The organism is Candidatus Neptunochlamydia sp. REUL1 (genome assembly GCF_963457595.1).
Lineage (GTDB): Bacteria > Chlamydiota > Chlamydiia > Chlamydiales > Simkaniaceae > Neptunichlamydia.
This window is the reverse complement of the sequence record NZ_OY735137.1, coordinates 1,923,849-1,949,601: the sequence shown is the minus strand read 5'-3', so window position 1 is coordinate 1,949,601 and position 25,753 is coordinate 1,923,849. Positions and strand designations below refer to the sequence as shown.

Sequence of the window (25,753 nt, the reverse complement as noted above, 5' to 3'; positions counted from 1 at the left end):
AGTGAACCTTTCCGTGAATTAATATATTCCTAAAGCCTTCTGCAGATTAAACGTGCCCCCTCGCCACCGATAATCTTAACTGACTCTCCCTTTTTAATGTAACTGCTTTCTGAGACGGCTTGATGTCGATTCCCTTCAATCATCACATGACCCGATGGCTTCAGGTTCGTCAAAGCCTCTCCTTCTTTTCCGACTAAGGCCTTGTCAAAACTCGATGCCACATAACCTGATTGCTCATCCTGCGCAAACATTTCAGGTTTCTGCTTAATCTTCCATAAAGCAAGCCGAATTGTCAGAATAAGAAGGAAAATCATTACTGCAATGAATAGGACAGAGGACCACAGCTTCCCAGCCTCCCAGACAAACAAAACAGTTGAGATCACAAAAGCTATTCCTCCAAGAGCCCCTAAAACCCCCCCGGGTACAAAAAACTCTAAATAGATAAGGACAAGACCAAGAAGTCCTACCCCAATTGCAACAATCATGAAAAATCCTTATGCTCTTTAATTGCTTTGACAATCACTTTACTTCCTTCGGTTTTCAGCACTTCAACTGGAGTGTTTTTTTCGACAAAATCCCCTTGGGACATTGCATCAAACATATTGTCTCCAATGTGGACCTTTCCTGAGGGGCGCAAGGAAGTGACCGTCTCCCCTAACGCCCCAACTTCGGGCATTATTTCCTTTGGAATTCCTGACGCATATCCTTCCTGCTCCCCTTTCAGAATCAGTTTCGAAAAGCGGAAATAACGGTCGGAAAAGAAACAGGCCATCAAAACAATCACAATAATGGCAAAAACGAGCCCCCCGAAAAGCCAGACTAAACGTTCAACAAACGTCTCGCCAACAAGTCGAAAGGTTTCAGGTTCAAGGAAGTTAAGCTTGTCAAGCCCTGGGAGCATTAAAGCAAAAAGACCAATAATCGTCAAAATAATCCCCAAGATTCCCGTTATCCCAAATCCAGGAATCACAAAAAGCTCAAGGGCAAGGAGGGTAATCCCTACAGCTAGGATGATAATTTCAATCCAATTTATCGCATGACTCGCAAAACTCGAAAGTAAAATCAGGGCAAGACAGCCCAAAGCAATGGAACCAGGCACCCCGAACCCTGGCGTGTTGATCTCGATATAAAGCCCTATCACGAGGCCAATAAAAAGAAGTGAGGCAATCACAGGGTGGGTTAGAACGGTAAAGAAGCCGACACGCCAATCATGATAATCGATCATCACAGCGTGCGGAATTTGAGCGAAAAAGGGCTCTTGAAACACTAGATTTTTACTCGCTGGCCAAACCCCTTTTCCCCATTCTTTATCCGTAATCATCCCAATAGGAGTGATGGGGACCATGAAGTCTGCAACTCCCAGATCAAGCATCTGTTGTCCATTCAAGGTCAATAGCTTTCCCTTTCCAGAAATCAGCATATCAGGATGAGCTCCTGTATTCCTCACTTCATCGATAGTATTTAAGCGAACAATTTTGTGATCACGAAGCACTAAAACAATGTCTTTGTCTACCATTGCTTCAGCAATCAGAGGATTCCTGCCATAAAAGCTTGCTAACGTTCCAAACTGAGCGCGAAGAGCGGAATTTACTTTTTCAGAAGCCGTAACCATCTCCCCCTTTTGCCCTAAAACAACGGGTTCTGCTGCTCCCATAATAGAGTTGGGTTCCACTGCAATAAAGCGACATGCATAGGCGAGCATTGCCCCCGCAGAGACCGCCCAATCATTGACAAAAGCCACCACAGGAATCTTATGTTGAACGTCGAGTTTTTGAAGAAGGTCGACAATTTTAAGCGCCGACAAGACTTCTCCTCCAGGTGTATTGAGATCTAGAACAACAAAACTCACTCCTTGCTCAACAAAATCTTTTAGAGCAAATTTCATGTAGATATAGGTCGATTGATCAATGGAGCGCTCATTGCCTATGTGGATATAACCTACATAATTCTCGCCTGTTTCACTATATTTAATGTATTTGCGGAAGTCATGGTTGAGTGCTTCTTTTGACTCTTGAGCTGCCCTATATGTTCCTTGGTGCTTTTCAGAAAGATACCTGCTTGCAAAAGCATCCTCTGTTAAAACTTGACTCACAAGTCCCAAAGATTGCATTCCTTTTAAATTAAGAATGAGTGGATCAAAGTGGGGGGTTTTATCCTTTTCAACCTTTCCAGTGTTCCCCTCATAAACAAGCTGATAGTGAGGATCCACCATTGCATCAACAAGCATTTCAAGCGTAGATGCTACCGTTCGATCCTGATTTATTAACGGTTTAAGTGCAACTGAGACCTGTTTAGGCGTCATTTCATTTCTCGTGCTATAGGGAATATCTCCCCAGGCAACAAGTGGGGTTGTAATAACTTTATCGGCAATAAAAGGGAAAATAGCTGCAGGTCCTACAGCTTTCCCCTGAATGTACACAATAACGTATTTATCTTCCCTAAGCTTGAGGTCATAGATCTTTTGTGCAAGGGAAAACACCTCTCGAAGATCTCCCGAAGAAGAATCTACCTGAATAATAATTCGCTCCGCGGCTCTCCCTTCCTCAAATGTTTCGGTCACCGCATTAATCAGTTCAGACCCTAGATACCCTCGCATGTAGAGATAGTTGTCCTTTCCAAAAGCAGGAGCAACAAAAAGCAGAAGGAGAATAGTGATTTTTTTTAACATGTTCCTATGAATTCCAAAATTGCATCACGCGTTTTCTCTAAGTGAGCCTCTGTATGTGCTGAGGAAATAAAGCATGCCTCATATGGAGAAGGAGAAATGTAAATCCCTCGATCCCACATAAAACGAAAATACCGATTAAAGCCCTCTTTGTCCAGCCCCTTCAAATCTTCAAAGCATCTCACCTCTTTAGTGCCCAAGAACAATGTAAACATTCCCACTACAGCCTGAATACAAGCAGCCATTCCTTTCGCCTTTAGCGCATTCTCGACCGGTTCGGCAATCACCTTTGTTTTTCTTTCAATCTCTTCATAAAACCCATCTACGCTAGCGATTTCAAGAGCTTTAAGTCCTGCTTCCATCGCTACAGGGTTTCCTGAGAGTGTTCCTGCCTGATAAACCTTTCCCACTGGCGCTAATCGATTCATAATTTCTCGATTGCCACCAAACGCGGCAGCAGGAAACCCACCTCCAATAATCTTCCCAAAACAGACCATGTCAGGTTGGATCCCATAAAGCTCCTGGGCTCCTCCAAAAGCCACTCGAAACCCTGTAATCACCTCATCAAATATCAATACCGCTCCCACCCGCTTTGTTTCCTCCCTGAGAACTTGAAGAAATTCAGCTGATGGGGAAACGACTCCCATATTCGCTGCAACAGGCTCAAGAACGACAGCTGCTACAAAACGTGAATAGAATGGATCCCGCATCACCTTTTTAAAAGTATCTACATCATTATAGGGAAGAGAAAGGGTGTTCTTTACTACTTCTCTGGGAACTCCGTCAGAACTAGAGTCCTTGCCCAGTTGGAAACGCTAGAGCCGGCTTTCACCAAAAAACCATCGGAGTGTCCATGATAATTTCCATTGAATTTGATCACCACAGGATGCGAAGTATATCCCCTGGCAAGGCGTACTGCCGACATGGTAGCTTCTGTGCCTGAAGAAACAAAACGGATTTGATCAACACAGTTTATCCCGCCCGTTATTGTGCGTGCAAGCTTCTCCTCAACTTCAGTTGCAATTCCAAATGAACTTCCTCTCTTGATCCTCTCTATGGCTGCTTCTACAATCTCAGGGTGGGCATGCCCATGAAGCAGAGCTCCCCAGCTCATGCAGTAATCGATAAAAGTTCGACCATCAACATCAGTGATCGTATCCCCTTCCCCCCTCTCTACAATTAAAGGATCCATTCCAAGCCCAGTGAATGCACGAACCGGTGAGTTGACACCTCCTGGAATAACTTCCAATGATCTTTCGAAGATTTCTTTTGCCTTTAACTTTACGCTCACGAAGCCATCCTCTATTTAAGGTTAACGCACCGGCCATTTTGCATAAGCTAAAATTTTCTTTCTACGAATAAAATCTCCCAGAGGCTATCTCTTCTTGAAAAAATTTTTGCAATTTTTTCTGCTTTATCCTATATCAAGGAAAAAGATTAACCCGAGATATTTTATGAAAAAGCTCCTCTTTATCCCTTTAGTCTTCCTTTTTGCTTCCTGCTCCCAAGCAGAAGCCCCTGCTACCAGTACCGATGCAGAGTGCGGTTGTACACACCCTGAGTGCCCTTGTCCAAATAACTGTGCAAAGTGTTACTGCAACCAATAATTCTTTTAGTTAGCATTCAATCATAATATAAAGTATTTTAAATATAAAATTTATTACGATGCGTTAACGTTGGTAACCCGTAATTTCATCCAAACCCTCTCAAAAAAACATGAAAACCACTTTTTCATTCCAAACTTCCCAGGCTATTAAATATAAATGAATTGCAAAGCAAGTATTTTTTTTAAGTCGTTAAGTTATTAATTTACGTAGCAAGTAAATAGAATTTTGGTTATATTCTTAACTGCAGGTGGGGATCGAGCCTAATAAAATTAACTAATAAAAATCACCCCATAAAAAGATTCTGCAAAGACAAAGCTGTTATAAATATAATTTGAGAGGTACGGATTATGCCATGCTTAGCTGCAGCAATTGCTGATTTAGGAATGCGTAAAAGTGATCTTGAGACTCGCGAGTATACCCAAATCGGTAAGGACGTCGAGAAACTCAATCAACAACTTATTGACATTCTTCTTCCCCTAAAGACTCACCTATCGAAGGAAAAGACCAAGGATGGTCCTTTCGACCTTACTGGAGACATGACTGATGGAAGACGTATTGTCGATGCCATTCTAGACTTTAAAAATTTATTTGAAGAAACCTATGGAGAGGGGAAAACCTTCACCATCAAAGATCTCGATTTAGAAAAACTCGAAGCAGTCACCAAAGAGCAACTTACAGAAATCCTATCCCACGTGGACAATCTAGAAACGAATCACAAAACAAAGACTCAAGACTCTACACAAATGCTCTTCCTGAAGGTGAATATGTCTCTTGCGATCTTTAACTGCCTAAATGAAAGCCAGAAGTCCCACACGCAACACTTAGGAAGACTTGCACAAGCCTCTAGAGGAATGTAATGTTATCGCCGCAGGACAAAGCTAAAGTAGAACAGGCCATGGAAAATCTAGGCCCACTGCTCCATAAGGACCGCACAAAAGACTATTCAAGCGAAGACCTGAGTGTTCTCTACTCAGTCGCCTATACCCTATATCAGGTTGGTGACTATGAGGAGGCAATCCGCGTCTTTCAACGTCTTGCAAGCCATGAATCCCTTTCTCAAAGGAATTGGATGGGGCTTGGAGCCTGCTGGCAGATGGAAAAAGATTACCAAGAAGCCTTGAAAGCCTGGGCTATAGCATCGATCTTAAATGAACACGATCCTATTCCCCACCTGCATGCCGCAGAGTGTTATCTTGCTCTTGGAAATGAAGTCGAAGGAAGGAAAGCAGTGGATGCTTGCAAAAGCTATCTGAAAGCTGAACATTCCCACCTTCTGACAAAGTTAGAAGAATTAGATGCTTCTTGGAAACAAGAAGAACAAAAAGGAGCCTAATGGATGGCTGAAGCACGAGTAGAAAGCCCTCTTTTCGTCACCAATAAACCTACTTATGAGCAGGACTTGTGGTACAACTCCCCTCTCAAGAAGAGATCTATTGAAAATCAGAATGCTCTAGATCTTCTAAAACCTTCTAAAGCTGAGAAATCTACAGAACTCTTCCCTGAGATCAAGAAAACTCTTCCCCTGCCCGAAGAAGAAGTTGAAGTGAGCTTTGATCAGCCTGCTTTCACCGCCCCGCGCGAAAAGAAAGAGAGAAAACCAGCTCTTCCTCAACCAGAGTGGGTAGCAGCAAAATCTACCCAAACAGAAGCTCCAAAGGAAAGCTGGCTAACAGGGTGGATTCCTTGGGGTCGTGAGAAGGAAAACACCAAAATGGCTAAGCATCGTGAAACAGAAGATGCGCCATTAACCAATCCTCGGGTTCGAGCTGAAACATCTAAAGCATCTCCAAGGGAAACAGAGCCTTTAATTGGTTACCACCATCGAGTCAATGCAAGAGGTTCCTCTCAGAAGGACAAAGATGAGCTTGCGCACCTTCCAAAACAAGGAGGAGCAATCCTTGCAAAACTGATTGGGATGATCACTGATTACCAAACCATGAGCCAGTCGGGTCAGCTTGAAGTCTTCAGTGCAACAAGCGACAGTTTAGAAGAGATCCGTAAGAAACAGTTTGCGCTTGTGATGGAACAAATCCGCAATCGAAAAGATATGGAAACCTGGTCCTACCGCGCAGAAATGCTCGAGTATTTTGGGATTGCCACCGGAATTATCGGTGGTGCCACTCTTGTTGGTGCGAGCTTTACAACCGGAGGCACTTCAGCTGTAGCTGGGTACCAAATGCTGGCGGGAAGTGCAATTTCATTAAGTGCAAAACTTGCTGGAAAATATTTTAAAGATAATACGTATACACCAATCGTAGGTCTTGGTGGAGCTCTTGTCTCAGGATGGGGCATGGCTCAAGGCATGGCTGCTCTTGGAAGTATTCCCAAGGTTTTAGCCACCTCAAGTAATGCCACAATGAAGGTATCAGAACTACTGATTAGTCGAAAAGGAATTCAAACCAAAGCAAATCAATTTGGGATGAACGCAAAAAATATTAAACTGCAGTATCAACGAGAAGATAACGAGACAACGATGCGGAAAGTTGTTGGAGAGCTCAAATCCTCTAAAGAAAGTTCCGATCTTCTTGGAGCAGCAACTAAAGCCCTGCACACTGAAAACGAGGTTAAATCTCGCATTGCGCTAGGATCAAAAGCTTAATTTGTCATAGGAGGATAACCCATGTCTAGTACTGAAGCTATCGGCGAAAACGCCATTCAATCAGTCGGCTTTGAGTCGGTTGAAAGAGATGAAGAGAAAGTCAAGGAGCTGGCCCTTGATGCAGCCACTCAGACGCACTTTAGTAGTGTAAAAGATGCCCTAATGGAGGTGGCAAAAGCTGATGCTCAAAAAATGCATGGAGCTTCGGCCCCTAAAGCAAAAAACAGTATGATCACAACCTTTAAGATCATGAAGATTGTAATGGAAACACTCAGGGAGACTTCAGAATCAAGCAAGGAAACAAATAAGCTTCTCAAAAAAGAATGGAAAGCCCTCTCTGACAAACAATCTGAAAATAACCAAAATTCCATGGATAATGCTCAAGGCAACCAAAAATGGCTAATGCTTGGTCAAATGGGGGGATTCATCCACTATTTTGCCCACGCTGGTGTGAGTTTAGGGCTGGACAAAACCTTAGCTAGTGGATTCACAGCTGCAGGTGGTTTTCAAAGGTTGCCTGGCGCCCAAGCCCTCACTAATGTTGGGGCATTTCTAAACAATGCTGAAAAGGTAAAAGGTGGTATTAGCAGCTTGGAGAAAATTGCACCACAACTAGCAAGTGGCGGTAACTCCTACGCACAGTCTATGACATCTGCTGAGCAATACAACCTTGGAGTTAAGGAATCTCTATTCCAACATGAAGTTCAGACCCATACCTCTGAATATCAAAATGGCTCACAACAACAGACTTCTGATAAGCAGGCTGTTGATAACGCGGCTGATACAGCAAAGCAACTTATTAGAGTTCAAGGTGAAATCCTAATGGGCAAAGCTGGCTAGAATCCCCCATTAGTTAGAACTAGGAACACTAAGACCCCAATTATTCAACTGGGGTCTTTTTTTGTTATAATTCTTTTTGACACTTCACAAGCCACTTAATTCTCGAAAACTAAACTACAGCTTATTGACAAGATCTCTTCTCTATCATATCGAGACTGTTTAGAACCAAAGAGACTCAGAAGTTTCAGGATGTAAAACTTTTGAGTTCGAAAAAACAGGTGCTTTTTGATAGGTTTTGTAGTTTGTAAGTGTTTAGAAATGGAAAATTCCGTCCATTTGGACACACCTCTCCCTAGGAGAGACACAAATTTGGGGGATCTAGAACCGCGAGCCTCTTCAGATTGTAACAAATAGCTTGCATAAAACTTGAAAATTGATTTTTCGCGATTCCTCGATACCGCACTCGTTTCTCTATTTGCGAAAAGACCCGCTCATGAGGGGCCCTCACGGAACTGTACCACCGATCCTGATCTTTATTTTTGCCCTTCATGTTATTCTTTTTGATAGCGCTTAGATGTACCCCCTTTGCCTTAGCTATTCTGGGCGCGGGACTTACACAATAGCCCTTGTCCATATAGCTAGCTCCCTGAGAGGGACAGACGTGTTTGAAACCTGAGGCATCTGTAATATTAGCCGGAGTAATCGCAACCTTATTGATAAGACCTGTCTGCATGTCTACACTGGTATGCTGCTTATAACCATACCAGTATTTATACCATTCGTAAAAAATAACGTCATAAAATAGCCCACGGTCTTGAGCAGAGCCTTCTCACTCTGGTTGGAGTGTCAACAAATGCATTCCATGCATCGCAGCAGGCCATTGTAATCGCATCATAATCTTCATAACAGCGATTCGCTAGATGTTCATCTTGAAGCGTTTGCCATACTTGTTCTGTTGGATTCAACTCTGGCGAAACCGGAGGAAGCGGTAGAAGGCTTATGTTGCTAAACCTTTTAAGTCGCTTTGTTGCATGCCAAGCAGCTCTATCCAGCACAATAACTGCATGCCTTCCTTCAGGAATCTTCGAGGCTTGTTCCAAGTAATGCCTCTATTGCATTTGTTCTTCCTTTTGCTCCCCAATCATGAGTACCAAAACATCGCTGTCCTATTTTGGAGTAACCGTGGGTGCGGGGCATATCATGGGCAAACCCGCTTTCATCAATATATACAATTGGCTTTCCCAAACGTTTATATTCTGCGATTTTTCCTTGAAAGATTTGTCTTTTTGTTTCGCAGGCCTTGGGATGGTTGAGAGTTTTTTTTATAGCTAATTCTTAACCTCTTCATGGCACACCGAATGCCTGAAGTGCTTACGTTGAGACGATGTGCTCGTTCATAGTTGAAGGCATCAGGGTATTTCTTGATATCCTCCATCAAGATCTCTCTATCAATCTTTATTGCAGGTCTGATTTTAGTGCGCCTCGGCTCTAACCTCTTAGACCAGAGAAACACACTATTTACACTTACTCCAAAGCGTTTTGCTACTTGGGCAAAGCTTAATTTTTCTTTGCTTCGGATTGATAGAACTTTTTTTCTAAAATCTAGCGAATATGTCATTCAAAAAATTATAACTAAAACGAAATATTTTAGCTATATCAATTGTTTCAAGCCACGTCCTTTTTACCCCCGTTCTAGGGTCCCACTCCCGAACTCTTCTAGTACCGATCATATTCCCCTCTAACCTTGGAGGCTTTATTATATCATAATATCTAGTTCTTCCATTTTCTAAAAACTTACGATTGACATTACCATATACCTGATACTGGCTAAAATGTCTTGAAGTCAAAGATTCACATACTGAAGGTCCACAGTACCCAGCTCTAAATTTTGGTGTTATCGTACTAACATTCCTTTCAGCCAACCTTGCAACAGTCTTATCGGTAACGAACCCACTCCTATAGAATGGCTGTTGCATGGCCTCGATGGCTTCAGGCCTGATGGTCAAGGCGCGATCGATAAGAGGTTGGGGTACCTGAGCTCTGAATAGAAACTTAATGAGTTATACTGCTCCCCATTAAGACAATAAAGGAAAACGTAGAGTAAACTGGTCAAAAAAACAATAAGGAGACGAGTTTATGAAACCAAGAAAATGGGATGGGAGAACCAAAGCCCGAGCAATTCTAGAGGGGATTAAAGGGAGAAAAGTTGCCGAAATCTGCAATGATTATCAGATTAGCCAAGCCCAATACTATCAGTGGAGAGAGCAGTTTTTATCTAATCTTGACAAACCTTTTGAAGCAAAAAAGCCAACCTCTCGGGAAGAAAGATTAAAATGTGAGAATCAGAAACTTAAAGCTCTTATAGGAGGGTTAACGCTCGAGTTAAAAAAAACCGAAGAAGAGTTGCTATGAGAAGAAAAACCTCCATAGCTGTCATCGAGAGAAACAAGCCGATCTTGAAGCGAATGGAAGAGCTGAAAAAAGAGCATCCATTCTGGGGTTATCGAAGGATCTGGGCTCATCTTACGTATGTAGATCAAATAGTTGTAAACAAGAAGAGAGTTTACAACATAATGAAGAAGAATAACTTACTGGTAAATAAAGAGACAAAGCTGAGAGCCAAAAGAGGCTCTTTAAGGCCAAAGCCACAGGCGAAAAAACCTAACGAAATCTGGGGAATCGATATGACAAAGATCAAAACTGAAATCGGTTGGGTGTATGTTGTAGTTGTGTTGGACTGGTACAGTAAAAAGATCGTTGGAAAACAGGTAGGACTAGTCTCAAAAACAGAAGACTGGCTAGAAGCCTTGGATGAAGGGTTATCAAAGCAATATCCTGAAGGAGTGTTGGGCAAAGAGCTTAACCTTGTATCTGACAATGGTTGCCAGCCAACGTCAACACGGTTTATGAAAACCTGTAACACCCTGGGAATAAATCAAATATTTACAAGCTATAACAATCCTAAAGGAAACGCTGAAACAGAAAGAAGCATCCGAACGTTGAAAGAAGAGCTCTTTTGGATCAAGGAATGGAAAGGGGTGAAGCAAGTAGAGGATGCACTAAGTGAATGGGTAGAAAATTATAATCGGACTTATCTTCACTCTGCTCTAGGATACAGATCTCCAGAGTGGGCAGAAGAGAATTTTAGTAAGCAAGAGGTAGCATGATAACGTTCCCCCTCAATAGAAAAAAAGTGAAGCTGTCATAAACAGCAAAGACAAAATAAAATACTCACAGTTTTTTTGCTTGCTTAATGGGGAGCACTACAATACCTTCTTTTCCTTTATCAGACAGCTGACCAGCTTTACTCATGTCGCTAATAGAAATAACTCTTGCTTTTCCTCTTTCAAGAAAAGAAATATAGCTATTATTCCCACTGGTATTAGTAGGAAACACTGAGCAGTGCTTGCCATTCCCGGGCTCTGCATCGATTGCTCTTTCATCTCATACTCGGCTGTTTCCTCGGGGATTGGCTATTCGTCTTTTTCGTAATACTCTATTTCTTTCATTGTTGTCTCAAGATCAGAAAGCGTATGCATCCATAAACTTTCAAACCTTTTCGGTATTTTTATAAATATTTCTATCCCATTCTCACCAAGCTTTTTTACTCTATAACTTTGGGTACATTCTTCAACCATGTTAAACTTTTCTGGCACATTCATTTCTCTTGAACTCCCTTGGGGAATATTCTTTCATCTATTAATTTAATTTTTTTGTTTTTGCTTGTTTCATATAATATCACATGAGAATGAGGGTTTTTGTGTGGATGCGTATGTAACATGTCAATCCTAAACTGTCTCAATCCATCCTTCGACTCAATAACAATATCACCAGCCTCATTATAAAAAGCTCTCGATTCTTTTCCTAAGAAATTTTTGACCTGTTTGATAACCTTAACATTTCGATCCACCAGCAGCTTAGGCTGAACGGCTATCATCTCATTCATTGGATTGCCGATGCCGCTGCGATAAGCTGGCTGATTAACGGACCTTAGGAACCGGATCTCTTGGCTGAAGGCTTCAGGCCTAATGGTCAAAGCGCGATCGATAAGGGGTGTTGGTGCATGGGTTCTGAAAAGAAGCTTTATGGCCTTTCCTGTTCCGGCTCCTCCGATAAATCCAAAAGCCACTCCAGCCACTTTGTTGGTGTCATGGGCTTCAGCAACAACGGCTCCAATAAAACCTCCTTCGCAGGCCATACCGAAGATGGAAATCCCCTCTGCAACACGGATGACTTTTCCTATGCCTCCGAGGGCAATCATCTCTCCAACAAATTCTCCAGCTTGTGCACCGAAGCTATTAGGGTTTTGTATCTCTACGATCTGGTCATATTTTTGAAAGACATGATTAGCCACTCTCTTAAAATGCGCTTTAGGACACTCTGCACCCTTGATATCTGACATATCGGGGAGCATCAGACTCATAATCGCTGTGGCGATTTTCATTGGTCCTTTAGGAACACTCTTTGTAAAGTCATTCACAAGAAGTTTTTGGACTGGATCTGATTGCGCTCCTCCGGGGATGCAGGGAACCAGGCCTGCGAGTTGCAGCGGTCCTTGAGGAACTTGTGGAGACATCGAGGGAGAAGAGTTTCGTCCAAGGGAGCTGAGGTCTGTGGAGGGCAGCTGGTAGTTTGAAGCCAGCCCTTCAGGAACCATCCAGGAGTAGTCAAGGGGGGCGCTTGTCGATTGGGAGGGAGATTGATAAGCCATATTCATTTCGAAGATCTGCCGGGTTTGGTGGGCTTGAGTGTCTTGCCAGGTCGACTCAGAGGATTGTATTGGGGCTGGGCTTTGTGGGATGCCGTAGTTTCCAGGGTCATAAGATGTGGATCGAGGCTCTTTGGTTTGATAAAGGTCAAAAGAAACTCTTCCGATTTCGCCGCCGCTGACTTGGATCCCTTTTTCGTCGGTCCAATTCTTAAATTCAGTGAGCTTTTGTCCCGGCTTTCTATAGGCCTTGTAAAAAAAGCCATGCTCTTTCGGATCTTTGATTTTGGGCATTATGTCTGTTTTAAGAGATTGGATCTCAGAGGGGGTGAGTCTTTGTGGACTTAGGGGGTCTTTTGCAAGTCCTTCAAGATTTCGGAGGTAGGCTTGAACAGTTTTTTCATTGCGCACTCTTGAAGCTTGGATTTTTCCAAAACTCTTATCGCTATTGGTCCCATTGATAACGGGGGTTTCAAGAGAGGGCCTTTGAGGAATCTCTTCGATGGGAATGCCTTGGGAGGCAAGCTTTTTTTGAGCATCGAACATCTGGGTTTCTTGGCTGAGGGTTGTCACTTGAAAGTGTGCCCATCCACTTGCAACAAGTTTGGCGTCATCTCCTTTTTGATATTTGCCTAGGGTTTGGGTTTTTCCTTGAGCATCTACGTAGGAGAGGTGATGATATTTGCTATCTTTAGAGTTGATGGGAGCTGCAAGGTGCCCTTTAGGCGCTTCAATGTGCACAGGGGCTCTGTCTCCGACAATATTTTTGTAAGTTCCTAGGAGTTCACTATTTTGGCGGATTTGCTGGGCTCCTTTTTGCTTAAGAATGTCTAAGGCTTTTCCTGCATCTTTTGTTTCAAAGACTTTTTGTCCGTCCAAGTAGAGTTTGACTTTTTCTTTGGAAGCTTCGATTTCAAAGTACATCTGCTTAAAGTGAAGCGTTGTAGGGAGCTCTTTAGGGTTAAGCCCTAAAGCTTCATGTTGGGCCTGCAGGCGATAGCTTTCTTGGTTTTGGGTGTCGATTTGTCTAGAAAGGGAGTTAAGAGCTTCTGCAGCCCCTAAGGCCTTACTCTTGCTTGTAAACTTCCCGATATCTTTGGGTGCATGCCCTTCATGATGCAGGATCAAATGATAGATCACATTATATCCTCCATGACCGGTGGATTCTTTTTCTGCCACCACTTCAATTCTTAGGCCAACAGGACTTGGTTGAGAATCTAAAAGGTGGGAGCGATCTGGAATCGTTGATAAAGGAGTATTTTTTTGGGAGAGGCTTTTTTCTGTGTTTTGACCTTGTGGTTCTTTAGAGGCTTTCTCAGCTATAGGGGTGTATAATTTTTCCTTAAGAGCTTCTATTTGAATGACTAGGCCATCGACAATCGCTTTATGCTTACTTTCGACTGCCTCGGCATCCGCAACCTTTGTTTTAGCACCTTCATATTTTTTCCAAGCTTCGGCTTCTTCTTTTCGAGTTCCATGTTTCCATTTCTTATCCCAGCTTTGGTGCTTATCGTCTCGATGTTCTTTGGCTTCCTTTGTCCCAAGCTGCTTATCTTTGTAGATGGCATCTTCTTTGGAATGTTCAAGGACAGCGTCATCAAGCAGACGTTGAATTTCAGGGTTAGGGAGTGGTGTTTCTTGTTTTTCGCCATCTTTTGGCAGAACTTGCTGGGGATATTTGGCTTGCTCTTCAGGATCTAGGGACTCGCTAACTTTTGGTTTGGATTCCTTTTTGAGCATTCCTTCGACCATGTGGTCGACAAAGGCTCCTTGTATATCTGCGTTGGTAAAAAGAGCTCTTACAAGTCTTTGTTCCCATATATCACTTTCTTGAGCCTCAGGGATAATTGTTTGGCTTGCTTCTGAGACGAGGGCTCCTAGGATCTGCTGGACAAATTTCTTTTCGTCTAACGTTCCAATTCCTTTTAGTGCGGCCATCCCAAAGCTTCTTATGGTGGATTCTCCTCGACTTAGTTCTTTAGGACGTGTTGCGAGTGATACAAGATCTACGGTTAATGATGTCCCAATTTGAAGCATATTGCCCCCCAAAAGGCGGACAAACCCTGAGTTCCCAAGGAGTTTTAGAACTTGTACCTCTTGCGATTCTCCCAGAGGATCGATATAAGACCCTGCAGTGTTAATCGTGGTTCTAGACAGTTGCATGATGATGGGAAGAGGGGTTCCTGTAAATATCGAGAGCCCTCCAGATACAACGAATTGTGCAGCTTCTTCTTTAAGGGAGCTGCGGTATCTTTGAAGGAGATACAGGTCTTTTCTTCTTTGTTTGTCTGCAAGGGATTTTGCTTGGCAGTAATCAAAAGCATCTTGGTTCTTTTGATTTACTCTTCTGAGCTTTTCCAGATCTGTTAAGATCGAGGTTTCTTGTTGGGTGCAGGGGGTGCATCTAGAGAAGTGACATCCTTCGTGGTAAATGATGGTTGGTTCTCCCTCCACTTCTGGAAAAACCATTTCTGTGGCTGTTTCTCCCCCTGCATGAACGACTTGGGTCTTTTTATGGAAAAGAAGAGCGGCAAGGGCGACTTCTTGGGTATTGAGAAAAAACTCTCCAGAGGCAAGAGCTATTAAGTAATGAGGATACAGCTGATTGGTGAGAAAATGGGCCTCAGCATCTGACCATCTCTCCAAAGCTTCCTGTTGCTCCAAAGCTTTTGATACAATTTGCCCCTTTTTTTCTGAGCCAAGGAGTCTCGAAAAGGGCGCCCTTTCAGGGGAAATTAGACTTAAGAGTTTGAGCTTATTTGTTCGAAGAGCATTTAGAATGACTTCCTCTTCCATTTCTGCGTACTGCGCCGACTTTTTGGCTTCTTCTAAGACTTTTTCTCTGATTGAAGGCATTTCTTGAAGCCATAGCCTGGCTTCTTCCTCTTTGAGCGCTTTCACTTGTGTTTGGAAGCGGTTTCTGATCTCTAGAAAGGCTTGATTGAGTCTGTTTCCTTCGGGGCTTTCAAAAAGCATTTGTGAAGAGGGGTCTTCTTGGGCATTGAGGTAACCTAAAAGAATTTCTAGAATCGCTCCTTTGACCCTTGCATCTTGAAAATTTTCTCGTATCTTCTGAATAAAAGATCCGCGAGGGTCTTCAAGACAGACATACTCACCCTCATTAAGCTCTCCGAGCAGGGCATGAAGACCACAGGTGCCATCAGGTTTTGTCGACCTTAGGCCGTAGATTTTCTCTTGAAAGATAAAGGCGGGAGGAACTTCTGGTAAAGCATCAGAGACTGGCTCTTTAAGGCCTAAGTAGACATTCAGCTCTTTGGAATCTTCCTCAAACCAAGTCATGACGAGAAGTTTTGTGAAAATGTCTTGTAAGATTTGTGCATACCTTGGCCCCCATCCTAGCAGATGCTTGACGAGATAAACGGGGAAAGAGTGATGAGGAGAAATGTCCACATCAGTAAATTTTGGCCCTGGGATGAAAGTTTGGGCAACAGAGTGATGGGTAGGAAATTCAATGCTTTTTTTAAGTGTTCTTTTTTCTTTTCTTAGGACTTCTAAAAAACGGCGCTTGAGTCCTTGGTTAGTTTCTAGAATAGAGTTAAGATCTTTAATCAACTGGAGGTGGGGACCTTCTGAGAAAGAAGTGTCTCTGTACCTAGGGTAGTGCTTAACAAAATAATCGGCAGCGCGTTGAACAATAGACTCTACTCCTCTTAAATGAGCAATAAACGATTGAAAAAAGTCTTGGAAATGCTTGTCATCTTGTTGCTCCCCATATTGAAAGAAATAAGAAGAAGAAATCAGCATAGAGACCTCTCTTTCTAACCTCGGTAAATGATCGGAGTTGTCTTGGAGCCTTAGGTAGGGAGAGCATGAATACTCATTGAAGAGCCAATAGGGGGAGAAGACGTAGTCGTATTTACTAGCACTTTCTCGATATTGTGCAATGAGTGTATTCTCTTTTTCCATCCATTCAACGGCAAGGAGACTCCTATAAATGTCTTGAAGAGCAGCAGAGCACTGCGTAAATAAACGGGTAGAGAGGAATGAAGGAAGGTAAGAAGCATAGGGGTTATCGGGGTCACTCAATTGAGCGTTTTGAGTGAATCTATGGCCTTCTTTTCTCAAAATGTCTATCAACCTCTTTTGAGTTGATACGAGGTTTTGCTTTAAAAGGTCTTGCAATGCTCCAAGCCCCCGGTCTGATCCCTCATGAATGGTGTACAATGTAAAAAGATACTCATAAAGCGCTGCATCCGAATCAAAACGAGGAATTAAACGATAAGATTGTTCGTGAACAAGTGACTTGACCTCTGAGGGATGGTTTAAAAACCCTTGAAAGACAGGAGGGGCATTTCCTCCCTGATTTCCTGCCTCAAAAAATTTAGAGCGGCAAATTAGCTCGCAAATTCTTCTTCGAAGCTCAGAAATCCGTATTAAGTGGTTTTGGATATAACACTTTAAGCCTTCGGAAGATAAATTGCAGTAATATCTTCGAACACTTTTTAGCGTTTGGTCTTTAAGAGGCTTAGGAAACGTCGGATTCGGGTTTGGAAAGTGTCGTCTAGAAACGGAAATCTCCACGATGGATCCTTTTGAATTTTAGTTCAATCGGGGGATATTATATAAGCAAAGAAAATAAAAGAGAAGGCTATAATTGATTTATTATAAATCAATAGTGCATTAAGAAGAGATTTTTTTATATGTGATTTTAATCCTTGATTGATTCTAAGAATCTCTTGCTTTTTCGGATCAGATCCATCGACTCTTTATGGATAGAGAGAGCTTCCTTGGTATAATACCATTCGTAAAAAATAACGTCATAAAATAGCCCACGGTCTTGAGCAGAGCCTTCTCACTCTGGTTGGAGTATCAACAAATGCATTCCATGCATCGCAGCAGGCCATTGTAATCGCATCATAATCTTCATAACAGCGATTCGCTAGATGTTCATCTCGAAGCGTTTGCCATACTTGTTCTGTTGGATTCAACTCTGGCGAAACCGGAGGAAGCGGTAGAAGGCTTATGTTGCTAAACCTTTTAAGTCGCTTTGTTGTATGCCAAGCAGCTCTATCCAGCACAATAAATGCATGCCTTCCTTCAGGAATCTTCATGGAAATGTGCTCAAGATGCACAAGCATTGCTTCTGTATTTACAGCTGGCATTACAAGGCCTACAGCTTCATCTCTGACGGAGCAAATAGCTCCAAATATGAGGCTGTTTAGAACCAAAGAGATTCAGAAGTTTCAGGATGTAAAACTTTTGAGTTCGAAAAAAACAGGTGCTTTTTGATAGGTTTTGTAGTTTGTAAGTGTTTAGAAATGGAAAATTCAGTCCATTTGGACACACCTCTCCCTAGGAGAGACACAAATTTGGGGGATCTAGAACCGCGAGCCTCTTCAGATTGTAACAAATAGCTTGCATAAAACTTGAAAATTGATTTTTCGCGATTCCTCGATGCCGCACTCGTTTCTCTATTTGCGAAAAGACCCGCTCATGAGGGGCTCTCACGGAACTGTACCACCGATCCTGATCTTTATTTTTGCCCTTCATGTTATTCTTTTTGATAGCGCCTAGATGTACCCCCTTTGCCTTAGCTATTCTGGGCGCGGGACTTATACAATAGCCCTTGTCCATATAGCTAGCTCCCTGAGAGGGACAGACGTGTTTGAAACCTGAGGCATCTGTAATATTAGCCGGAGTAATCGCAACCTTATTGATAAGACCTGTCTGCATGTCTACACTGGTATGCTGACAAAAGACTGTGTGATCTGGGGTATTGTCTCTCAGGTTAAACCCACAAAACCATCGAGCTGCAGTGTTTTCTTGGATAAAGCGTTCTAATTCTCTATCGCTGCAGTTCTCCAGAAACTGCAGCAATAAACACTTGAATATCCGAAGCAAGCGATACCCTTTATGGGGATTGTCCTTTTCCAGTTTCCTGAGTCTTTTCTCCACAAAACTAAATGACCAAATCTTGGCAAATTTACGGTAATTGTGGCTTTCTGGAACCAAGTCTTCTAAGCAAATCATCTCAACTTGTTGCATGGGAATCCTCCATCTAAAAAGAGAAAGAGCTTAAATTATTCTAGAAAATTATGCCAGTTCTCAACAGTCCCAATATGGAAATTCTTTGATATGTGGTTGTAAATCTTTGACTAGATAACCGCTATCGATTAAGCTCTTATGGCATCTTGATCAAACTAGTAGCATGAGCCGATGCAGAAGTTAACACATCTTAGAGTCCCTCAGAACCTCCCTCCTCCTTCCAGCTCCTCAGCAAGCTCCATCTCTAGTGACAAGTCATGCGGTTATAGTTCTGCATCTAGTTCTCCAGAAAACTCTCCTCCGGCAAGACATTTACCACTAAGACTTCCAGAAGCAAAGTATCAAGAGCTATTTGACTCTATAGATCCCTGGCACCCAAATCCCGAGCAAAGACTATCTGCCAATACACAGCACATGAAAACCCTGCAGACAACAATCAATAGGAAGATTCAAGAAAGTTATTTCTTTGTTTTGGGAAAGCAGCAGGAAGATGAGCGCTTTCAAAAGGTGTTTGTTGATTTCTTCCGTGAGATACGTGGTGTTAACAACTTAGCTAAAGAAGCATCTATTTTGTTAGCTGATCATTTTCGAGGCTATGCAGACGTGAGTGAAAAAGTCGAATACACCATAGATGCTGGAGACTTTTCAGATATCCACTGTACTTATCATCAACCAACAGAAGAAGTGATTCTTGAGCTCAAGAAGATCCTTGAAGAAGAGTATGGCCTGAAGGGGCAGCTTATAAAATCTCTGAATAAAGCAGGACAAAAGATTGGAGATGTATTTCAACTAGATACTCACGATACCTGTTTGCGAGAGTTTTCCATATTTCCTAGATTATTTCCCAAATGCATGAAAGCACTGAAGGAGATATTCAGCAGCCTATTGGTATCAGAGTGGCTCAAGAAAGACATTGAAGAGGTTAAGATCTATCTCAAGCAATCCCCCTCTAAAGAAAGCATCGAAAGACCAAGACTCACAAAGGAAGATCTCACTCGAGCGATAGCACTCTGGACAGCAGCAAAGCACTACGCTGAGCAGCAAAAGATACGAGATCATCAGCTCTCAAATAAACATAGAAACGAGCTAAAAGATGATCTATGTAGTGCCTTGATCTCTGGAGGATTATCCTTTATAACGGGAGATCCAAGCTTAGTAATTGGACAAGCAGCAAAAACGGCAATGAACTCTTTTGGCAATACAATCGACCCTGAAGGAAAAGATCAGGCAGTGCAAGTCTTAAAGCTATTTGGAGGCTTTGGTCTTGGTAGCGCAATGGGAAGAAATTCCTGGGATCTAGGAACGGCTCTTGGTGTTGATCTTCTTGACCTAGCAACTCGAGCAGAAAAGACAGGAAAAGGAGAGTCTGCCTTAAGAAACCTTGGTGGATCTGTACTCAAAGGCGCATTAACGCAAGATAAGAAAAAGCTAGTCTGCCAAGCACTAGGTTGTAGCGTAGCTGAGGCTGTTAATCAGCTTCCTGAGACAGATGAGACAACGCCGCTTGACATACGCATCGCAAGAGCATTGATATCCAATGGAGATGTTCAAAGTCACTACATTAAGCAGTACGTTGACCAAAAGTTCAAGGAAGCTCCTAAACCAAAAGTTGACGGAGAACTTACTCCAGAAGAACAAGAAAAATACCCCAAGCAAGAACCAACTCTGGCAGACTTACAGCAGCAAGAAGACAGCAAGCAACATGCTCTAAAGATCCAAGCAGCACAAAATGAGCTCATACAAAAAGAAGCTGGTGTTGCAGAAGCAAATAAATACCTCAATGAGAAATTTGCAAAGTATCAAAAAGCCTGTGGTGCATTCAACTCTGCAACTAAGGAATTGAGCAAAGTCATCAAGGGAAACGAGAATCTATCAAAGGCGATAGAAGAAAGAGATGACGCCCAAAAGACACTAGATAGTCTACAAGGGATAGAGAGAATTCCAGTTCCAGAATCTAAACCTGAAAAGCCCAAGAAACCCAAAACAGTAGTAGGAAAAGCATGGAATTGGATAAAAGAAAACGTTGCAGTAAGCGGTGAAATATCTGCAACTAAGATGCCGCTGTATACCACGAATCCATCTACCTCTTCAGATAGATATGTGCCAAGAGAATTGTCTCAAGCCCCTCCATCTCCGAATAGACCACAGATAAGGGAGCCTAATGCAGGACAGTGGGAGAATGTTCAGGCGATGCAACAAGGCCAACTCTTCAACAAAAACATGCAATACCAAACGCCTGTTGTAGATAATAGCCCTAAAGCCCCCTTGAACTATCAAGCTTACTGGGGGCAAGGTCTGGCAAACAATGTGCAAGTGCCACCAATGAAGCTTAGAATGCTAGAGAGACCTGCAGATCTTCCTCGAGGAGATTCTCCTCAAAGACAGATTCAAATGGCTGGTTTTTCTGGATCTATGGAGTTTGCATTAATGGATGTAACTCTCCAGTCAAGGTCTGCTATGGATGCTTTAAAGACGGTGAAAAGCGCTGCTGTTAACGACTTCACAAAAAGCATTCCAAAGGGTGGTGCTAAAATTCTCCGAGGCATCTGCAGCTTAATGCTTCCTGATATGTCTGACGTGTCCGGAGCTGAATGTCCAAAAGAACACTTTAAAAGATTCTCCGCTAGCGCGCTATTGAAGTATGACAAGCTTGTACATATCAAGGACCCTCATTCTTTCGGAGCAAGAGCTGGGGAGTTCGTTGGTGAAATGATTTCTTTTGGAGGTGTTGGAAAGGTCATAAGAGTCGCAGAAGGCATTAGCGTACTGGGCATGGCTTGTGAAGGCGGCGTAGTAGGCCTCGTTATGGCAGAAGCTCATGACACCAATAAAGCAGCTGGGGTGGCCTTTGGTTTTGGTTTTGGTGGTGCAGCAGGTTCGATACCGAAAGCATTTAGAGCTTTAAAATCTATGAGCACTGTTAGTCCACTACAGGACAGGGCACTGTCCACGGTAGCCTTTAGGCATGAAGTGGGTAGGCAGTTGATAGAGAACCGCATACTACGATGTAGTTTTGTTAGTGATAAGACTGCGTTAAATCTTGCTAAAAGAAAACTCACATATATAAAACCCTTCGATATACCATACGTAAACAAGGGCCCAGAGCTTGAGTGGTGGAAAGTTGCAAGCCCTAAAATAGATGCTCTTAAGCGAGTAGTTTCCGATAAGAAAGAACTATACAAAGTTGTTAGAAAAGAGTTTGCAAGTGACAGTCTATCAGAGATGAAGATACGCAGAGTGCTTGATTATTCTGGGTTCAAGACTTTTGAGAATCCAAAGCTCTTTCCCACTGAATATGTAGCGGAATTTGCAAAGAAGAATGCAGGTATTGTTTTTAGAAAGCCTGGGACTGTATACGAAGAAAACATTTTAATCAGGATATGCCCAGGTCTTCGCAAAGAGAATCCAGTGACTGCGATTATTGAGGGTAAACAGATGAATGGTACTATGAGACAGCAGACCCATTATGTGGTTCAGTGTAAGAATAATAAATTCTTAACCACAGATGAAGTATGGGTAGACGAAGCAGCTGCAAATACTCATATTCCTTTAGAAAATTATCAATTCAAAGGGTGGGAATAAAGTGATACCTGAAAAAATCTCGGAAGAGAACAACAGACTTTCTAGAGATAAAAGAATGTACCCTCCTTTCATAGTCAAAGGTCTTGCATCGATTAGGGAAGAAATAAGAATTGAGGAAGCAACAGGAAAAAGCATTCCTTACAACCCAACTAAAATCACCGATTTTTTACAGCTCATTCGCACTACATGGGTCATCTCCAATGCAGAATACCAAGAGCGCTTCTGGGTAAGGCAAGAGCCTCCTATGATGGGAGATAACTATATGGAAACCCTAGAGACTTTTCTGTCCAATGGAGAAGCTGTTCTTCTGGCGAATGATGCTGGAAGAGTTTCTATGACTGCTAAGCAACGCGAAATGCTACAGAGACTATACACGATGGTAGATGATTTTGATGGAGATCCGACTGTACCAGACGACCCAGGATACGGTCTAAATGACTCTGCAATTATTGCTGATCCAAAATGGCATAAGATACAAGCATACGCCAAGCTCGTCTATGAGGAGATCACAGGAGACGACCTCGATGCATGGGAAAAGTCTCGCCCCCCAAGAGAAAAACGTCCAGAGATAAAGCAAAGAGACGCTACACCAGAAGAGATTCATGCAGAAGAAAAAAAGATCTACCCAAGTTTCCTTATTGAGCAATTCAAAAGACGCCAGCATATCCCTGAGACGAGTCTTGAGCACTGCCTGATCAACGTGTATTTAGAAATCTGGACGATATCCAAACAAGAGTATCAAGAGCGCTTTTGGGTGAGGAAAGAGTTTCCCCTATACGACGAGGAAAACTGCATGAAAACGTGCTCTAGGTATCTATGTGATGTAATAACAGTCATACATGGTGCTGAAGATAACAAGCTTGATGTGACAAATAAGCAATGCAAGGTGCTCAAGAAGCTCTCTAAAATGATCGAAGACTTCAAAAAGGATCCTAATAGACCCAATAACCCAGGGTATGGTATTAACGACGGTGAGATTATTGCTTACAAAAAATGGAAAGAAATCCAGTGGTATGCCAAGTCTGTCTATGAAGAACTCACAGGAGAGAAAGCTTAGCTCTATAGTAAGCGCCATAATCGATCTATAAGAGCCTATCTTGTCTAAGGCAGCGTCATCCTATGGCTATATAAAAATAAAGCGCTTATATTTAGCGTGATATTTGCTAATCAAACAGTTTTCAAGTTTTATGTAAGCTATTTGTTACAATCTGAAGAGGCTAGCGGTTTTAGATCCCCCAAATTTGTGTCTCTCCTAGGGAGAGGTGTGTCCAAATGGACTGAATTTTCCATTTCTAAACACTTATACCATTCGTAAAAAATAACGTCATAAAATAGCCCACGGTCTTGAGCAGAGCCTTCTCACTCTGGTTGGAGTGTCAACAAATGCATTCCATGCGTCGCAGCAGGCCATTGTAATCGCATCATAATCTTCATAACAGCGATTCGCTAGATGTTCATCTCGAAGCGTTTGCCATACTTGTTTGGCCTTGCCCCGATTTTGTGGACGGTTTTAATATAGGCTTTTTTGGTACTTTTCTTCAAATTTTGTTGGGCTTACGTATCCCAATGTTGAGTGTCTTCTTTTAGTATTGTAATAACACTCTATGTAGTTAAATATTTCATTTTCAGCATCTTTCACATCCTTGTAAATCTTGCCTCTTACACACTCTCTCTTCAAGGTGCTAAAGAAACTCTCCATTGCAGCATTGTCATAGCAGCTTCCTTTGCTGCTCATACTTCCTATGATTCCGTTGTGCTCAAGAAGCTTTTCAACTGATTGTGACCCATATTGTACTCCTTGGTCTGAATGAAAAATTAGTCCTTTTTTTGAACCTTTTCTTCTTACCATTGCTTGTTCTAATGCCTGAACAACAACCTCTTGTCTCATGTGTGATTTCACATTGTGACTTACGATTTTTCTGGAGTAAAGGTCCATGATCGCACACAAGTATGCCCATCCTTTCCCTGTGCGGATATAGGTGATATCGCTGACCCACTTATAGTTTTGTGATGAGGCATGAAAATCCTGCTTAAGAAGGTTGGGTTTCTTTTGATCCACAACTCTTTTTACTCCCTTCCATTTCTTAGGAACTTTTGCTGACAACCCCTTCTTTTTCATGATCTTAGCCACTCTTTTTCTGCCACATGCGTATCCTTTTTCTTTGAGATCTACCCATATTTTCGGGCTGCCTGCTCTTGATTTATGTTCATGGAAAAGTACTTCGATTTCTCCTTCTAAGATCTTTTCTTCTTGGGCTCTTTTACCATGGGAGGAAGTCAAAAAGCGGTAATAGCCGCTTTTTGACACCCTGAATACCTTGGACATCTTCTCTATGGAATGCTGGTTCCTTAGCTTTTTCATAATTCTGTATCTGCTTTTGACATTGATGAGAAGATGCCCATGGCTTTTTTTAGGATGTCTCTTTCCTCTTTTAAGATGCGATTCTCTTTTCTGAGTTTTCTCATATCTTCATCTTCTTTTTTTTGACTTGCCGTTTTGATAAGCTCTCCCTTTCGATTGAGTCCTAACCAGTAGCTAAGCGTTGATTTACCAATTCCTAAATCATGTGCCACGTCTTTGATTTTCATCCTTTCTTCTCTGACTAAACGAACTGCATTGGCTTTGAATTCTTCGTCAAATTTCTTCATTCTTTTAAACTCCTCATTTTCTTGAAAAGTCTATATCATATCCGTCCACTTTTTCGGGGCAAGGTCAATCAGATTGCCAGATGGGCGTGGTGCAAGATTTACAAAAGACGGTAAAGAGATGAAATGTTTTTTGGAGCCTAACTAAATATGGATAACAATACTTGGGAAATTATTATATCTTCTCCTTCAGATAGAGAAAACCTTGTTGCAGAAATTTGGTACAAAAACAGTTATTGGGCTGAAGTATCTGCAGAAATTCCTCATAATTATGTTATTCAGCTTTATAATAGGAGCAGTTTTAAATACTGGGAATTCCCCTATGAAGAGGCAATGAAAGTTCTTCAGGAAGCTAAAAATCGTCTAGCCAAATATCAACGAACACCAGAAGAACAAGCAGAATACGACGCAATGAAAAAAGAACAAGAAAACTGGAATCCGACTCCAGAAGAAACTGCAGAGTATGAACGTAAGATGGAAGAACAGCGTAAAAAGTATTATGGATGAACGTTTCCATGCAGAAATTCTCTAGAGCAAACGCTCATACTTACAGCATAAGAGTGGTCTTCCCCCTTATCTGCTAAGAAAGCCACTCTTTTTCTGCCACATGCGTATCCTTTTTCTTTGAGATCTACCCATATTTTCGGGCTGCCTGCTCTTGATTTATGTTCATGGAAAAGTACTTCGATTTCTCCTCCTAAGATCTTTTCTTCTTGGGCTCTTTTACCATGGGAGGAAGTCAAAAAGCGGTAATAGCCGCTTTTTGACACCCTGAATACCTTGGACATCTTCTCTATGGAATGCTGGTTCCTTAGCTTTTTCATAATTCTGTATCTGCTTTTGACATTGTTGAGAAGATGCCCATGGCTTTTTTTAGGATGTCTCTTTCCTCTTTTAAGATGCGATTCTCTTTTCTGAGTTTTCTCATATCTTCATCTTCTTTTTTTTGACTTGCCGTTTTGATAAGCTCTCCCTTTCGATTGAGTCCTAACCAGTAGCTAAGCGTTGATTTACCAATTCCTAAATCATGTGCCACGTCTTTGATTTTCATCCTTTCTTCTCTGACTAAACGAACTGCATTGGCTTTGAATTCTTCGTCAAATTTCTTCATTCTTTTAAACTCCTCATTTTCTTGAAAAGTCTATATCATATCCGTCCAC

General features: G+C 42.2%; 25 protein-coding genes and 1 pseudogene. 10 read left to right on the top strand and 16 right to left on the bottom strand.

The window, feature by feature from the left end; translation table 11 throughout:
• Nucleotides 1-29: 29 nt before the first annotated feature.
• The 4 genes from R2I63_RS10395 to R2I63_RS10380 are packed head-to-tail and all read right to left on the bottom strand — an operon-like array spanning nt 30 to nt 3,956.
• Complete coding sequence (locus R2I63_RS10395) at nt 30-485, bottom strand: NfeD family protein (protein WP_316357552.1); 456 nt, start codon at nt 483-485, stop codon at nt 30-32.
• The gene (locus R2I63_RS10390; protein ID WP_316357550.1) at nt 482-2,668 is read right to left on the bottom strand and encodes an NfeD family protein; all 2,187 of its coding nucleotides are present in this window, start codon (nt 2,666-2,668) and stop codon (nt 482-484) included. The genes R2I63_RS10395 and R2I63_RS10390 overlap by 4 nt, the downstream gene beginning before the upstream one ends.
• Complete coding sequence (locus R2I63_RS10385) at nt 2,662-3,375, bottom strand: aminotransferase class III-fold pyridoxal phosphate-dependent enzyme (RefSeq protein WP_316357549.1); 714 nt, start codon at nt 3,373-3,375, stop codon at nt 2,662-2,664. Before R2I63_RS10385 ends, R2I63_RS10390 begins: the two co-directional genes overlap by 7 nt.
• A 53-nt stretch (nt 3,376-3,428) precedes the next feature.
• Nucleotides 3,429-3,956, bottom strand: coding sequence for an aminotransferase class III-fold pyridoxal phosphate-dependent enzyme (locus R2I63_RS10380; protein WP_316357546.1), 528 nt, complete (start codon nt 3,954-3,956; stop codon nt 3,429-3,431).
• Between the two features lie 163 nt (nt 3,957-4,119).
• Here R2I63_RS10380 and R2I63_RS10375 point away from each other — a divergent pair, with 163 nt between their 5' ends.
• The 5 genes from R2I63_RS10375 to R2I63_RS10355 all read left to right on the top strand — a co-directional run bounded on the left by R2I63_RS10375 (nt 4,120) and on the right by R2I63_RS10355 (nt 7,711).
• Nucleotides 4,120-4,272 carry a hypothetical protein gene (locus R2I63_RS10375; RefSeq protein ID WP_316357544.1) on the top strand — a complete coding sequence of 51 codons (153 nt, stop codon included), beginning with the start codon at nt 4,120-4,122 and terminating at the stop codon, nt 4,270-4,272.
• A 347-nt stretch (nt 4,273-4,619) separates the two neighbouring features.
• Nucleotides 4,620-5,129, top strand: coding sequence for a hypothetical protein (locus tag R2I63_RS10370; RefSeq protein WP_316357543.1), 510 nt, complete (start codon nt 4,620-4,622; stop codon nt 5,127-5,129).
• Nucleotides 5,129-5,605, top strand: a complete 477-nt coding sequence (locus R2I63_RS10365) for a SycD/LcrH family type III secretion system chaperone (protein ID WP_316357541.1) — start codon at nt 5,129-5,131, stop codon at nt 5,603-5,605. The genes R2I63_RS10370 and R2I63_RS10365 overlap by 1 nt, the downstream gene beginning before the upstream one ends.
• Before the next feature lie 3 nt (nt 5,606-5,608).
• Nucleotides 5,609-6,871 carry a hypothetical protein gene (locus R2I63_RS10360; protein ID WP_316357539.1) on the top strand — a complete coding sequence of 421 codons (1,263 nt, stop codon included), beginning with the start codon at nt 5,609-5,611 and terminating at the stop codon, nt 6,869-6,871.
• Between the two features lie 21 nt (nt 6,872-6,892).
• Nucleotides 6,893-7,711, top strand: coding sequence for a hypothetical protein (locus R2I63_RS10355; RefSeq protein WP_316357533.1), 819 nt, complete (start codon nt 6,893-6,895; stop codon nt 7,709-7,711).
• Nucleotides 7,712-8,003: 292 nt separating this feature from the next.
• Here R2I63_RS10355 and R2I63_RS10350 read toward each other — a convergent pair whose 3' ends face one another.
• From R2I63_RS10350 to R2I63_RS10335, 4 genes are read right to left on the bottom strand one after another with little or no spacing between them, the layout of a single operon-like run.
• Nucleotides 8,004-8,441, bottom strand: a complete 438-nt coding sequence (locus R2I63_RS10350) for a transposase (RefSeq protein WP_316359819.1) — start codon at nt 8,439-8,441, stop codon at nt 8,004-8,006.
• Nucleotides 8,442-8,445: 4 nt separating this feature from the next.
• Nucleotides 8,446-8,751 (bottom strand): transposase, encoded by a 306-nt coding sequence (locus R2I63_RS10345; RefSeq protein ID WP_316357531.1) that lies wholly within the window; start codon nt 8,749-8,751, stop codon nt 8,446-8,448.
• Nucleotides 8,726-8,896: a hypothetical protein gene (locus R2I63_RS10340; protein WP_316357529.1), complete on the bottom strand. Its 171-nt coding sequence runs from the start codon at nt 8,894-8,896 to the stop codon at nt 8,726-8,728. The genes R2I63_RS10345 and R2I63_RS10340 overlap by 26 nt, the downstream gene beginning before the upstream one ends.
• Nucleotides 8,897-8,900: 4 nt before the next feature.
• Complete coding sequence (locus R2I63_RS10335; protein WP_316356711.1) at nt 8,901-9,269, bottom strand: IS630 transposase-related protein; 369 nt, start codon at nt 9,267-9,269, stop codon at nt 8,901-8,903.
• Nucleotides 9,270-9,787: 518 nt separating this feature from the next.
• Between R2I63_RS10335 and R2I63_RS10330 the strand changes: the two genes are divergently transcribed.
• Nucleotides 9,788-10,063, top strand: a complete 276-nt coding sequence (locus R2I63_RS10330) for a transposase (RefSeq protein WP_316355858.1) — start codon at nt 9,788-9,790, stop codon at nt 10,061-10,063.
• Nucleotides 10,060-10,818, top strand: coding sequence for an IS3 family transposase (locus R2I63_RS10325; protein WP_316355856.1), 759 nt, complete (start codon nt 10,060-10,062; stop codon nt 10,816-10,818). The genes R2I63_RS10330 and R2I63_RS10325 overlap by 4 nt, the downstream gene beginning before the upstream one ends.
• A gap of 306 nt (nt 10,819-11,124) precedes the next feature.
• On the opposite strand, the gene R2I63_RS10320 is transcribed toward R2I63_RS10325, so the two are convergent.
• The 4 genes from R2I63_RS10320 to R2I63_RS10305 all read right to left on the bottom strand — a co-directional run bounded on the left by R2I63_RS10320 (nt 11,125) and on the right by R2I63_RS10305 (nt 18,365).
• Nucleotides 11,125-11,313: a hypothetical protein gene (locus R2I63_RS10320; protein WP_316357527.1), complete on the bottom strand. Its 189-nt coding sequence runs from the start codon at nt 11,311-11,313 to the stop codon at nt 11,125-11,127.
• Nucleotides 11,310-16,901, bottom strand: a complete 5,592-nt coding sequence (locus R2I63_RS10315; RefSeq protein ID WP_316357524.1) for a hypothetical protein — start codon at nt 16,899-16,901, stop codon at nt 11,310-11,312. The genes R2I63_RS10320 and R2I63_RS10315 overlap by 4 nt, the downstream gene beginning before the upstream one ends.
• 236 nt (nt 16,902-17,137) lie before the next feature.
• On the bottom strand, nt 17,138-17,548 hold the full coding sequence (locus R2I63_RS10310; protein WP_316357522.1) for a transposase: 411 nt from the start codon (nt 17,546-17,548) through the stop codon (nt 17,138-17,140).
• 124 nt (nt 17,549-17,672) lie between these two features.
• Entirely contained in the window at nt 17,673-18,365 is a 693-nt protein-coding gene (locus R2I63_RS10305) for a transposase (protein ID WP_316357520.1), read from the bottom strand.
• A gap of 171 nt (nt 18,366-18,536) precedes the next feature.
• Here R2I63_RS10305 and R2I63_RS10300 point away from each other — a divergent pair, with 171 nt between their 5' ends.
• Together R2I63_RS10300 and R2I63_RS10295 are read left to right on the top strand one after the other, a co-directional pair.
• A complete protein-coding gene (locus R2I63_RS10300) occupies nt 18,537-21,947 on the top strand; it encodes a hypothetical protein (RefSeq protein ID WP_316357517.1) in 3,411 nt (1,136 codons plus the stop codon).
• A 1-nt stretch (nt 21,948) separates the two neighbouring features.
• Nucleotides 21,949-23,004, top strand: coding sequence for a hypothetical protein (locus R2I63_RS10295; protein WP_316357515.1), 1,056 nt, complete (start codon nt 21,949-21,951; stop codon nt 23,002-23,004).
• Between the two features lie 453 nt (nt 23,005-23,457).
• Here R2I63_RS10295 and R2I63_RS10290 read toward each other — a convergent pair.
• Both R2I63_RS10290 and R2I63_RS10285 read right to left on the bottom strand, forming a co-directional pair.
• Nucleotides 23,458-24,339 (bottom strand): annotated as a pseudogene (locus R2I63_RS10290) (IS3 family transposase); the annotation flags it as partial.
• Nucleotides 24,306-24,596: a transposase gene (locus R2I63_RS10285; RefSeq protein ID WP_316357269.1), complete on the bottom strand. Its 291-nt coding sequence runs from the start codon at nt 24,594-24,596 to the stop codon at nt 24,306-24,308. The pseudogene R2I63_RS10290 and the gene R2I63_RS10285, both read right to left, overlap by 34 nt.
• A 147-nt stretch (nt 24,597-24,743) precedes the next feature.
• On the opposite strand from R2I63_RS10285, the gene R2I63_RS10280 reads away from it, so the two are divergent.
• The gene (locus R2I63_RS10280) at nt 24,744-25,100 is read left to right on the top strand and encodes a hypothetical protein (protein WP_316357513.1); all 357 of its coding nucleotides are present in this window, start codon (nt 24,744-24,746) and stop codon (nt 25,098-25,100) included.
• Here the strand turns inward: R2I63_RS10280 and R2I63_RS10275 are convergent.
• Nucleotides 25,091-25,417, bottom strand: coding sequence for an IS3 family transposase (locus R2I63_RS10275; RefSeq protein ID WP_316357511.1), 327 nt, complete (start codon nt 25,415-25,417; stop codon nt 25,091-25,093). The genes R2I63_RS10280 and R2I63_RS10275 overlap by 10 nt on opposite strands.
• Nucleotides 25,414-25,704, bottom strand: a complete 291-nt coding sequence (locus tag R2I63_RS10270; RefSeq protein ID WP_316357272.1) for a transposase — start codon at nt 25,702-25,704, stop codon at nt 25,414-25,416. Before R2I63_RS10270 ends, R2I63_RS10275 begins: the two co-directional genes overlap by 4 nt.
• Nucleotides 25,705-25,753 lie beyond the last annotated feature (49 nt).